This is a genomic window from Bacteroides sp. AM37-9, from assembly GCF_003603455.1.
In the GTDB taxonomy this organism is placed as follows: Bacteria; Bacteroidota; Bacteroidia; order Bacteroidales; family Bacteroidaceae; genus Bacteroides; species Bacteroides xylanisolvens.
Window position 1 is genome coordinate 62,665 of record NZ_QTNF01000032.1, and the last position, 11,597, is coordinate 74,261.

Consider the following 11,597-nt stretch of genomic DNA (forward strand, 5'->3'; position numbering starts at 1 on the left):
TATCCCTTCCGCCAAAAATTAGCCTCTTGCCACTTCGTAGAATTTACCGTCGGCGGCTTTCGCCAGCTTGATAAACTTGCCTTCGGAAAGCGTCATAGCTTCGGTTAAGACAAAGTTTCCGCCGGCTGCAATGGTGGAAGCAAATTCAGAACCGCTTCCGTAGATCGTGTAAACGACACCGGCTTCCGCATCGGTAAAGTTAGTGATTGCCGTTGCCTTTGTATTCTCACCGGTTACGAATACTTCACCGTCAAGCAAAGAAGGATCCGTTTCATCCGGCGCAAACTGCAACGCATCGGAAGAAGCGTTTTCGCGGCCGATCTCGATAAATTTACCGTCGGCACGTTTCATCAGTTTGATAACATCCCCCTTACCCGGCTGCCAGGTAGCGGAAATAAGGTCAAATTTTCCGCTTTTCTCAATCTTAACGCCTTTATCCACGCTTCCGCATTTCAGAGAAATAACCGTACCTACCGGTGCATCTTCAATATCGGTAATAGCAAATTCGGCTGTATTGGCTACGGTAACAATAGAGGTATGAAGCTTGGCCGACGGGTTCTTGTCCTTGTCAGCGTCCACAAAGTAAGACGCCGGGCGGTCATACTCATTACAGAAGATCATCTGGCGCGTATAGTCCATATCTTCTTTCTTGGTGTACTTGAAGCCCACGGCAATAGCCCAGATACTTTCACGCCAGTTACTCCATACTTTCAGGCTCCAGTCTTCCTGTTCCAGGTTGAAAGCCGTCATTTCGCCTGGTTTGTCCTCGTAGGTTTTAATGTTGCCTTCAAATGTCCAGAAGATACGGTGGTGGTTGTCAGCATTGGGAACCGGGATAATCTTCACCGCCGGATATTCCTTTACATACATGATATTAGCCTTGTAATCCTGGTTCTGTCCGTAATGCAGTTCATTGTATTTATGATACAATACAATAAAGTGCGAAGGCATATAAAGTGCCAGGTTACCGCTGTCACGAAGAACCGCCGGGATCATGGAAGTACCCTTGTACACCTTCTCACCGATGTTTGCTTCGGTAAGTTCTCCCAGCTCGAACGGCTTGATCTGGTAAACGAACTTTCCGTTATTGATATCGGTATGTCCGTTCACCTTCTTGTTCAGGAACTCATACAGACCGTCAGCTGCAGCAAGTGCTTTGCCCGGTTCGTTCAGATTCGGGTCCTTACGGATTCCGTTAATACGGCGTTGTTCACGCTCGTTATGCAACTTCTTGGCGGTTTCGGCCAGGATGTACTCGATAAAAGACCACTTGATAGGGTTTGAACCTTCCTTGTTCAAAGTGCCGATCCAGGTTTTCTCCAGAGCCTTTAAATTTTTGAAACGGTGTGCAAACATCACGTTGAACATGCGCAAGGTTTCATCGTCGAACTCGTAGGAACCTTTAGTCACCTTGTCGAAGTCGGATTCCTCATTACCGGCCTGTGAGAACTCACCCAGCCAGATATTAACCAGCGTAGCCAAATCCTGATAACCGGATTCAAGCGGGAAAATACTTTCAATGGAAGGAAGTTCCATTAAAAACGACTGCAAACGCTGTTGCCAGGGAATACGGTAAAAGGCACCGAGGTCTTCCTTCAAACGGCTGTAGTCAATGGAACTTGCTTTCGGAAGAGCGATCATTTCAAAACCGGCAGCCTCCATTAACGCAGCTTTGGCGCGAAGGTTATACGGGCGGTCCAGTGAGAACATTTCACCCTGCAAGCCTCCCAGCTGCTTTTCATCCTGGAGATTGAATTTTCCCTTACCGTCCGCCTGGGCGTTGTGTTGCTTCCCTTTACCCGGATCATCTTCCGCAGCGGCCGAAAGTTGGGCGATAATACCGGAAAGCTTCGTTATTTCGGCATCCTTCTTGGCAATTAACGCGGTGTTGTTCTGGTTTTCGTCACGCTGTTGCGTCTGCAAGGCTTCAAGCTGTTCCTGTGCCTGTGTCAAACGGGCGGCAGTATCACCTAACAAACCGCGAAGGAAAGCGGTAGTTCTGGGTTCCTCGGTTTCCTCTCCCTGGTTCCCGTCTTCGGCTTCGTCCTGGAAATCGTTTTCGAGAGACGCTTTAAAGTCCGTGAGGAATTTTTCGGTAAAACCGTAATTTTTCAGTTTTGCCACTTCCTCGGCCGTGATAGAGTTTTTGTCCTCTACCTTGCTCCATTCCGACAGGCCCAACAGGGCCAGAATGTGAGCGGAAAAGCTCTTAAATTTCATATATACAAAATTTTGAAGTTAATACTATATGTTATACATCGCATTTACTTTTCTGACGGTAGCCTGTGCCAGTACCCACTTTACTGCGTCTTCCAGCGTACCGAACTGATCGATATAGCCGTTTGCCACGGCTACGTCGCCGGTGAATATCTGTCCCCGGAAAAGGGGAAGTTCCGGATCGTAGGCAATACCCAGATTCCGACTGATCGCATCGCAGAAAATGCGGTGCATGACGGCCAGACGTTGCTTTATAGGCTCTTCGTTGTTGTCATCTTCAATCGCGCGGGTTTCATAGTTTTTCAGATCGGCACTATCCGGATAGATTTCCCGGTAATCAATGCCCTGTTTCTTGAAATATTTCTTAAAGGATTGGTAAGTAAGCATGATACCGACGGAACCGACTTCACACATAGGGGAAGCGATAAAGGTTCTGCCGGCGGCGGTTCCCAGCCAGAAATGGGCACTCCCCATGGTACCGGCCACATAGGTAGCTATAGGTTTGGAAGATTCGGCAATCATTTTAGCCGCCAGGTCCACATGCGCAACCATTCCGCCCGGACCGTTGATCCACAGGACCGCACCGCAAATCTTAGGATTATCGAAAACATCCCGGAGCTGCTTTTCCAGGCGGTAAGTCTCCCAGGAATACAAGGTGCCCTCCAGGATAATGACGGCCACACTGTCAGCCGGCAGCGTCTCATCGTCCAGTTCCCACCGGTTGGCAAGGTAAGGCGTAGTAGCGTAGGCGGTTATTTTATTATTGTCGAGCCGTTTTTCGATCGCATCCAGGTTGCCGGCTGCAACACACGGCACAAGTAAAGAAAGCAACCGGTAATAATCATTATCAGCGATTGCCCAAGGTGCTGTAAAAATCTCCTGTATTTTGTCCACGTTCTCTTTTTTACGACAAAGAAAACGCCTATATCATAGGTAGAGAAGGACTGAAAGGAACCTACAGGAACGCATCAACACCCGGCCCCGTACCGGACAGGGTGCAGTTATACAGCCCCCCGCCGATCTCAAAAGAAAAGGTAAGCGGGTAATCGGGAGAACCGGAAACACGGGTATTACCCGTTTCGTCAGTATAGAGAGCGACAAAGGGCGTCGCTTTCAGATTTTCCAGGTAAAGCGTCTTATTTTGCGACACGTCGGCAAGCTTGAAGGTATGTTTTTTAGTATAGACGTCTTCATTTTTGCTGTCACCCGGTTTTAAGGTTCCCGGTACGATCATAAGAATATCAGGTTTTCCGATAGAGCGGATAACGACTTTCGAACGCACGACGCCAAAATGGATAATGTTGTAAACGGGAACCAGTTGCAGGCTATGGGCGGCGGATATTAACTTTCTTGACATAATTACAGATATAAAGTATTGATAATCAAACATTCAGCATTTTTCGGACGTTTTTCAGCCAAAAACCGGACAAAAAAGGACAAACAGATACAGTTGGTAGGTAAAAAATAACTTGCTTTTTTACACTTTTTTTCGGTTATAGGCCCTTTTCTTCTTGCGCCTGAAACTGTCCCGCCACCGCTGGTAGTTTTTCAGCAGTCCGTCTTCCTGAATGGAAGAGATATCATACTTTTTCAGGAAGGTAAAAACGGTTTCCTTAAACTCGATTCCGTGCAGGTGCTTGTTTTCGTCCATGAGTTCGTGCAGCTCGGCCCACATCAGGGCACGCAGACGCTTTTCAAGAATGGCGGTACCGCGTACGGAAATGTAATTGAACTGTTCCGGAGACTTGCCGCCGGCAAAATTGGCCTCCCGGCGGTCAGGCAGCATAAACTCCAGGTTGCCACGGTCAGCCGGACAATTTACCGGCCGTTTCTCCATGAGGTCGTAAACGGTCACATAAATATCGGACGAGGAAGGAAAACGGACGGTACCGACCGTTTCGTCGTAATATTTGCCCCGGACGTATTCGGCCAGGTAGGATTCGATCTGTATTCGGGTGGTAATCATAGCAATAACATTCCTTTTTAAAGGCAAAGATATTCCTTTATCGGCTGTTGGTCTGCCATTTACGGGAAAATGTAGGCATTCGACCGCCATTTTGATAAATATACTCCGGGAGAATAATTATAATACACTTTTTCATGCCGCCACACGCCCGGAATTTTCTCCGCCAGGCTGTGCTGATATAATCCGGTACTAAATTTTTGTAATTTCGTAACCGGGCAACCGGCAAAGATAAAATCCTGTATCTTAGCAACTTAGTAACGTTACTAATTTCCGTTACAAAAAAATGGCAGGAAAACAGTTTGTAACCGGGCTTACCGGTAGAAGATAAAAAGGCCGGTGTTACAAACCGGAAAAATTCGTAACCGTTTTGTAACTGCAACTCCGTAACCTTTATTTCCTATTTATTTATTTGATTTTCAGACTTTTTTCTTTCAAGCAAACAAAGGTTACAAGGTTACTAAAATTTTGTATGAAATAGAGGTGGGGTATGGGGAGGGAAGCCGGGCGGGGCGCATCTGTTTCCATACGAAAAGAGGGACCGACACATTCGTATCTGGTCCCTCTTTTCGTATTTTATACCGGCTCCGATCCGTCTTATACGCGATGTTTGCACCTGCTTAAAATCCATTCCTTTACATCCGGGGGTATATAGCGGTGCACGACGGCCGTATAGTCTTCGTTAAATTCATACTCCAGGTAGTTGTCGCCTTCCAGGATAAAAACACAGGCCGTTTTGATGATCCATTCGAGCTGCTCGCCCGAATAGCGTTCCAGTGCCAGGACGGTACCGGGTTTCATACGTTCCAGATAGCGGTAGACCTGTTCGGCGAATTTCCGGAACCTCTCGCCGCTGTTCCAGAGCGCGGTAAACTCGGACATGCTGTTTAATTTCAAATGCGCGTTATTCATTCATCCGGTCGTTCATCAGGTACAAACATGAGTGTCGGATCGGCCGGTTCCGTTCCACCACCGGCAGCCGTTTCCGCCGTGCCGCATGAACGCAGATAGATCATGTCGGCGGCCTTGCCGTCGTTATCCTTGCGTACGATACGCCCCTGGGAGTTGCAAAGGTCCTTCGGGTTGAGTTCGTCAATGTAGGGGCAAAGGGCCACAAAACCTTTGAGGGCCTTTGTAAAACGCTGCATCGTGATTTTATTCACACCGGAAAAGCTTTTGTAATCGGCGAAGGCCTTTTCACGGACGATAAAACAGTCCAGGTGCTCGCTGTCCGGAGAGAAATAAGAGTTCGCCCAGTCCTCAAAGTTATTGCCCATATCGGCCTTGTATTTACGCCTGATAATGTTTTCCATGGGCGGAAGCAATTTTATAGATTCCTCGCAAAGGGAAAGGTAAAAACGGCAGCACTGCAAGAAGAAATTTATATCGGCGTTCCACTCGTTCTCGCTGTAAGTCTTGGAAAACAAATCCTTACCGAAATCGTCCCGGATAGAACGCGTTTCCCGGTAGTCGTTATCTTCCGTACGCTGGTGGTAGTAGTCGGAGAATACCAAGTACAGCAAACGGGCTTCCGTAGACGGATCAAAATCAATAGGAACGTAATTAGTTGTAAATCCCAGCTTGGCCGATTCCTCGAAAGGTATAGTAAACGACTGGTTGTTCTTCGGGTTCACGGTCATATCTGACGTGATGATGTCGTAAAACAGGCCCGTATTAAGATACCGGTCGCAATCATCCACCAGAATAAAGTCGGTATGCTGGTTCACCTGGTCGAACACATGCGGATTATCCATTAACTTAGGATTACGGCCGGAAAGCTTGACGCTCTTCATAAAGTAGGAAAGGGCCTTGAACATGAATGATTTGCCCGAACGTCCGTTACATTCACCGTCTTCACCGATCTTGTTATCCATGGCCTGTGGTGCCCAGGCACGCGAAGGGGATTTGTACCGATGCAGCATATAACCGATAGTAAATATCTTATTGATAAGGTTCTTTTTCTGTTCGACCACTTCTTCCTCCGTGAGGCCTTCCCCCTCGATATCGAATTTATGTTTTTCCCGGTAGGATTCCGCTTCCCCCACGCTCTTGTCGTCGAAATTGTATTCCAGTTCCTTACGCCAGTAAACGCGGCTCGAATTGATTACATAGCCGAAAAAGTTAGACGGTACGGCATTTATCCGGATATCAAACACATCGTTGCCCTCTATGTCTTTTTTACGGGAAATGGTAAACATGTCTTCCATAAGACGAACTTTGTGTTTCAGTACGTTTTCTTCCCAAACGTAGTGGGACAATGTGCTGCCGTTGGCCGGATGTTCCTTTATACCGGTACCGCTTACCTCCATGCTGCAACCGGGAAAGAAGAACATCTGCGTATTATGGGTATAATTGGTAAAGTCCAGTTCTATTTCCTGCAAATTGTCCAGGGCCGTATCTGACAGTTTGGGGCTGTTCAGAATAAGGTTTCTTATATCGCGGGATAAAAAACTATCCTGGGCCCAACCGCGGATAAACTTCCGGATATCCTTTGCCTTTATCAGTTTTACAATATTGCCGGTAATACGGATGTATTTCGTTGAACTGGAATTTTCATCATGAAGCGAATAGAAACCGTTAAGACGTAAAAAGTAGTGAAGGCAGTCCGCGTCTATATTGTGATCCCATTGCCGGGATTTCTCGTTAAACTTGGAATACCAGAATTTGGCGGGCATGGCAAGCGTCATAAGGTTACGGAAATCCTCGTTCTTGCTTCGTAATTCCATAAAGTCCCGGAAGTCCTTACGGGGTTTGCCCCGCTGATCCCGGTAAGTGGTAAGCCAGGCCGGTAGCCAGATCGTGTGGATATCGATAAAACGTAGTGCAAGTTCCGTACCCTTTACCCTGCCCGTCGTGTCGATATCGGGTATGTTATACAGGACTTCAACGTATTTCATGATCTCCTTGTAGTCCTGTTCGGAAAGTTTATATGTTTCCGAATTAAACCAGATTGGGGAAAAGCCCAGCGATTTAACGCACAGGGCGTCGCGCTCTCCGGAACATATAAACGCCTCCTGCAGCTTCTGTTCCTTATAAGGCTTTTCCGCATTGGCCGGATTCTTTTTAAAGGCGGCTTCTTCCCTGGAATTAAACTCCCAGTATAAGGCTTTCAGTTCGGAAAGACCGTTTATATAGTCCTTCGGCTTGACACCTTCCGGGGTGTAGGAAAAACGCCACTGCTTGTCCGGATTCAGAGGCTCGTATATTTTATAGAACTTCACTTCGGGCGTGTCGCCTTCGGCCGGTTTTACCAGACATTCGCGCATAAAGATAGGGTATGTCGCAGTCGCGTATTTATAGGTTACCTCGCGATTTTTTACATACCCTATATATTTGGCCGAATACCAGTGCAGAGCCTCGGCGTTCTCCTGGGTGACACGGGGGCCGAGTATGCGTAACTGATCCGGGGTGAGATGATCGGCAAGCTCGAAAATTTTAGTACCGTCTTTCTGATCCTGGGAGGCCGGAACCTTACGGATATCCGGCTTGTTTACGTTACGGTTGAGTTCATCGGTTACGTTGTACATGGATGCAAGTTTAAGGATCGCCTCGTTAAACCGGAGGCCTTCCTCATACATGCAGATATCGACAGGGCTTTGAGCCGTTCCGGTATCACCGAAATCCGTTACCTTATAAACCTGCTGGGAACCTTCCTTTCCGAATAGCTTGATACAGGCCGACGCGTCGTCTTCTGACGGCCGGCGTTTGAAATGGCGGTTGGTTCCGACACAATCCCGGGCTTGCGGATAATAATGTAGAATAATATCCAGCCCGTTGTTGGTTACTTTGTAGATGTCTTCTGCCTTTATCATCGTTATAAAGTTACATAGTTACTTATTTTTCGTTGTTTTCCTCCTGCTTTGTTTTCAAGTCTCCCCAAGGTTGATACAGGAAAACGAATAATAACAGCCAAAGAAAAGCGGTTTTACCCGTATAATAAATGACAAAGGCAATCAGTCCCATAAAGGCAACCACGATAATAGCGTGGGCGATGTATTTTAAATTTTTATCTTTCATTGTTCAAACATGTTATACTGAATTGAAAAACCGAATTTGCTTAATCTCCTTTCCTGGAGAAGGGAACGTTTGTCATGTGAAGGCATAATGACCACCAGGTTCTTTGTATCGAACTGGTAACCTTTCTTCCGCATCTGATAACGTAGGTTTCTTAGGCGTCTGTCTTCTTTCATGGCATTTCGTTAAGATCGTCTTAGTTTATAGAAGGCATGGCACACTATCACAAAGGATAGCGTTTAAATCCTCCTGTATGGTTTCCTGTTGCTTCTTGTTCAGGTGTACCAGGAAATAACCTTTTCCGTCGGAAAGATTCTTTATTTCCGCCAGATTATACTTCCGGTCCATTGCATCCACGAATGCAGGGGATTCCATGGGGCGGAAGCTACTGAATATTTTATAGGTTCCACTACTGCCTTCTATTCGTAACGTGGTTAATTCATCGGGGGTGGTAATTGTTGATTTCATTGCTGTATTATTTTTAGAAAAGTCCACATAAAGTGTAAAAAACTGATTTATATTTATCGCTCTTTCTTCTTTTGTATTAGAAAGATACACCCTTTTATTTTTCTTATCCATTTTTATTTAATCTCTTGCATCAGCCATTTTTCGGCCTTTAGCCGTTGCCGAATAGATATTCGGTTTATCACCTTTGAAACATTTAGTCTTTATCCATTCATATCTTTCAGCTTCCCGGAGATAAAATAATATTCCGTATTCAGATGTATTTTTCAACCAATCTAATTTCTTGATTTGCTCAAATGTCATAGGACCGCCATATACAAGCGATGATGTTAACATCTGAACTCTTTCTTTCAATGAATATTCACTCATATTTAATTTGTTTTACTCTAATTGATTCTTACATACTTGCCACTTATGTTACAAGTTTTTAGTATCTCTGCGTTTTCTTCTCCAAAAGCGATCAAAACAGCACCACAACCAGGCGAATCCCCCCGTATTCCGTCCGGCCTGAAAAAACGAATCCTTCCGCGTAGAAATTTAATTGCCGTTGCCTTCTCAAATATAATATCCTGGAACATCTTACTATCACAGCGGTTGAACAACAGCGCAATGCCATTGCCGTGTTGTGCCAGTTTACGAACAAATTGTTCAATAAGCGGACGGGAATAAGGTGGATTTAACCAGACACGACCTACCCAATCTTTAGTTAATCCGTCATGGTTTTTGTTGTACATGGTTTCTGCCGTTTGCCAAAGCGGTTTAACCGGAGCACATGGATCTAAATCAAACTTTCCTAATGCGTCTATAATTTCTTTGGGTGTATACCACTCATCAGTGGTATTAGCCGATTTTTCAAAGGTTGTATTCATATCTATCATGTTATGAGGGGTTATACAATTCATATCCATTATCCCAAAGACTATCACTGCGAAAATTGAAGAAATCTTCCAAAGAGATACGTACACCATCTTCTAAAAGAAGAAATCCGTTTTCAATAGTCATCCATTCGTCAGAGGAAAAGAAACGGTGCGTAACCTTCTTACCCTCTTTCATTGCTTGTATAGCTTCTTCTTTGCTCATTATCTTTTCTTGATTTGAATTATTTTTCACCACTTATTTTTAATTTTACCAATTCACCAATAGGATAGGTCGTATGTTTCGGTCTGTTTATTTTCACTTTATGAGAAGAAAGAAACAACGGAACAGGTTCTATTCGATAGAAAGTGTAGTAAGCTTCTTTAGGAGCTGTTTTTTCATATTCCTTTAAATATTCTTCTGCTTTATTTCTCGTATCAAATGCGGCAAGGATAGAAAACCAAACGCCGTCTTCTTCGTATATTCCGGATTCCCTTTTAGTTACTATGTAAATTTTGCTCATTGTTGTTTATAGCTGTGCCGGAGGATAGCATCGAACTACCAATAACACCCGCTTTCGCCCTTCGGGGTTATCTCCACACTCCGGCGGTTATTATATGGAGCGGCAAAAGCCGCCCCGGTTATTTATTCACTTTTCTTTTCCGGAAGAAAAACAAAGTCTGCCCAAATATCAAGGAATTGTCGACCGCAATATGCTGCCAGTTCCGACGTTTTGAAGGCAAGCCGAACACCGATGCTCGCATCCGCGTTCGATGAATCGTTATTCGCGTGCGCATACGAAACACCGCCTAACGCGTTCGCGGAATTGTTCGACCGATACACCACACGAGACTTTTCTTCCTCGTCCAACTTATTGTATTCTTCCCCTGTATAAAGAATAAACCAAGGATAATAACGGCATTCATCCTCTGTAAATCGAGGTTCCCAGCCTTCATTTAAAGCTTTGACAATGATACGGAGTTTCAGAAAAGCCAAAACGTCAGGTTCAAGACCGAGGGATATTTTATCTCGGTTCCATGCTTCTGCATCGATGCCAATTTCATGGCAGGCGTCCTCAAACGTCTTAATACGTTTTCTTACGTCTTTTTCTGGTTCATCAATAAGGGTTAAGATTCCATTTCTCCAGACAGCTGTTTTACCTTCCGGAATTTCGATTTCTAATTTCTTTGATTTCATTCTTCTTTTATTTATTGGTTTTCACTATGGAAGATTTTTACGCCTGTTACTTCCTCGATCTTATCCTTTGCAAGTTCGGGAATACGACAACGACTACCTCGCCAATTACGAAAGGTATGTAATGGCACTTTACATGCTTCTGCCAATTTAAGGGACATTTCAGAAGATTCTTTTACCGGCAAATTCAAAAGGTACATTCTTAGTTTCTCGCCGTCATCATTCCTTTTTAATTTTTTTTTCGTCATACCTTTGTGATAAATATACTCATTATTGTTAACTTTACATAGCAAAGGTATAATTATTTTTACCACAGGTGAATAAAATTCACGTTAATAAAAGTTATAACAAAGGTGTAATATGGCTAATTTTTTGTTAATAAGAGAGTTATGTGAATTAAAGAAAATCACTATACGAGAACTTGCTTCACGTATAGGAAAAGAAGATAGTAGCATACAGGCTATTGTTAGAAATGGATCAACGAACACAAAAACCATTGAGGCAATAGCAAAGGTTTTAGAGGTTCCTGTAGGTGTATTCTTTGATGATATTCCCATAACTGGAATAAAATCAAATGAACTTGATAAAGATGCAAAAATAGCTGATTTAGAAAAGATAATTGAGGAGAAGGAACGTCTAATACAAGTCTTATTAAGTAAGAAATAACCTGTAATAGATAAGAAATGTAGGCATATTGTAGGCCATACGTTTATACAAACAATTAATAATCAGGCGATTAAAGAACGTTACTTGAATCACTTAGAAAAATCGCAAACAGCTATTAAAATAGCGTTTGCGATTTTTTCATTTAATAGAATCGTCCACATGTTGCCTACGGCTCAGTTGTAATTCTTGGGGGATTAAGTTTAGTCAATTCCCTTCATGCATA

At 44.3% G+C, this 11,597-nt stretch carries 16 protein-coding genes; 1 reads left to right on the forward strand and 15 read right to left on the reverse strand.

Annotated features, from left to right (window positions below):
• Window positions 1-18: 18 nt before the first annotated feature.
• The 15 genes from DW862_RS19495 to DW862_RS19560 all read right to left on the reverse strand — a co-directional run bounded on the left by DW862_RS19495 (window position 19) and on the right by DW862_RS19560 (window position 10,956).
• Window positions 19-2,220 carry a hypothetical protein gene (locus tag DW862_RS19495; RefSeq protein ID WP_120070041.1) on the reverse strand — a complete coding sequence of 734 codons (2,202 nt, stop codon included), beginning with the start codon at window positions 2,218-2,220 and terminating at the stop codon, window positions 19-21.
• Window positions 2,221-2,244: 24 nt separating this feature from the next.
• A complete protein-coding gene (locus DW862_RS19500; protein ID WP_117816299.1) occupies window positions 2,245-3,111 on the reverse strand; it encodes a S49 family peptidase in 867 nt (288 codons plus the stop codon).
• A 61-nt stretch (window positions 3,112-3,172) separates the two neighbouring features.
• The gene (locus DW862_RS19505) at window positions 3,173-3,607 is read right to left on the reverse strand and encodes a hypothetical protein (RefSeq protein WP_008775579.1); all 435 of its coding nucleotides are present in this window, start codon (window positions 3,605-3,607) and stop codon (window positions 3,173-3,175) included.
• Window positions 3,608-3,694: 87 nt separating this feature from the next.
• Complete coding sequence (locus DW862_RS19510; RefSeq protein WP_004303399.1) at window positions 3,695-4,183, reverse strand: hypothetical protein; 489 nt, start codon at window positions 4,181-4,183, stop codon at window positions 3,695-3,697.
• A 594-nt stretch (window positions 4,184-4,777) separates the two neighbouring features.
• The gene (locus DW862_RS19515) at window positions 4,778-5,092 is read right to left on the reverse strand and encodes a hypothetical protein (protein ID WP_008640064.1); all 315 of its coding nucleotides are present in this window, start codon (window positions 5,090-5,092) and stop codon (window positions 4,778-4,780) included.
• Entirely contained in the window at window positions 5,089-7,992 is a 2,904-nt protein-coding gene (locus tag DW862_RS19520) for a hypothetical protein (RefSeq protein ID WP_117683867.1), read from the reverse strand. Before DW862_RS19520 ends, DW862_RS19515 begins: the two co-directional genes overlap by 4 nt.
• 22 nt (window positions 7,993-8,014) lie before the next feature.
• Window positions 8,015-8,197: a hypothetical protein gene (locus DW862_RS19525; RefSeq protein WP_004318165.1), complete on the reverse strand. Its 183-nt coding sequence runs from the start codon at window positions 8,195-8,197 to the stop codon at window positions 8,015-8,017.
• On the reverse strand, window positions 8,194-8,370 hold the full coding sequence (locus DW862_RS26190) for a hypothetical protein (RefSeq protein ID WP_004318164.1): 177 nt from the start codon (window positions 8,368-8,370) through the stop codon (window positions 8,194-8,196). Before DW862_RS26190 ends, DW862_RS19525 begins: the two co-directional genes overlap by 4 nt.
• 25 nt (window positions 8,371-8,395) lie before the next feature.
• On the reverse strand, window positions 8,396-8,662 hold the full coding sequence (locus tag DW862_RS19530; RefSeq protein WP_022042327.1) for a hypothetical protein: 267 nt from the start codon (window positions 8,660-8,662) through the stop codon (window positions 8,396-8,398).
• Between the two features lie 117 nt (window positions 8,663-8,779).
• The gene (locus DW862_RS19535; protein ID WP_004318162.1) at window positions 8,780-9,028 is read right to left on the reverse strand and encodes a hypothetical protein; all 249 of its coding nucleotides are present in this window, start codon (window positions 9,026-9,028) and stop codon (window positions 8,780-8,782) included.
• Window positions 9,029-9,045: 17 nt separating this feature from the next.
• Window positions 9,046-9,528, reverse strand: coding sequence for a DNA N-6-adenine-methyltransferase (locus DW862_RS19540; protein WP_029425872.1), 483 nt, complete (start codon window positions 9,526-9,528; stop codon window positions 9,046-9,048).
• A gap of 10 nt (window positions 9,529-9,538) precedes the next feature.
• Window positions 9,539-9,739 (reverse strand): hypothetical protein, encoded by a 201-nt coding sequence (locus DW862_RS19545; RefSeq protein ID WP_004318042.1) that lies wholly within the window; start codon window positions 9,737-9,739, stop codon window positions 9,539-9,541.
• 19 nt (window positions 9,740-9,758) lie between these two features.
• Window positions 9,759-10,037 carry a hypothetical protein gene (locus DW862_RS19550; RefSeq protein WP_004318158.1) on the reverse strand — a complete coding sequence of 93 codons (279 nt, stop codon included), beginning with the start codon at window positions 10,035-10,037 and terminating at the stop codon, window positions 9,759-9,761.
• 122 nt (window positions 10,038-10,159) lie between these two features.
• On the reverse strand, window positions 10,160-10,711 hold the full coding sequence (locus DW862_RS19555; protein ID WP_120070044.1) for a hypothetical protein: 552 nt from the start codon (window positions 10,709-10,711) through the stop codon (window positions 10,160-10,162).
• An 11-nt stretch (window positions 10,712-10,722) separates the two neighbouring features.
• Entirely contained in the window at window positions 10,723-10,956 is a 234-nt protein-coding gene (locus DW862_RS19560) for a hypothetical protein (protein WP_029425873.1), read from the reverse strand.
• Window positions 10,957-11,068: 112 nt separating this feature from the next.
• Here DW862_RS19560 and DW862_RS19565 point away from each other — a divergent pair, with 112 nt between their 5' ends.
• Window positions 11,069-11,374 (forward strand): helix-turn-helix domain-containing protein, encoded by a 306-nt coding sequence (locus tag DW862_RS19565; RefSeq protein ID WP_120070047.1) that lies wholly within the window; start codon window positions 11,069-11,071, stop codon window positions 11,372-11,374.
• Window positions 11,375-11,597 lie beyond the last annotated feature (223 nt).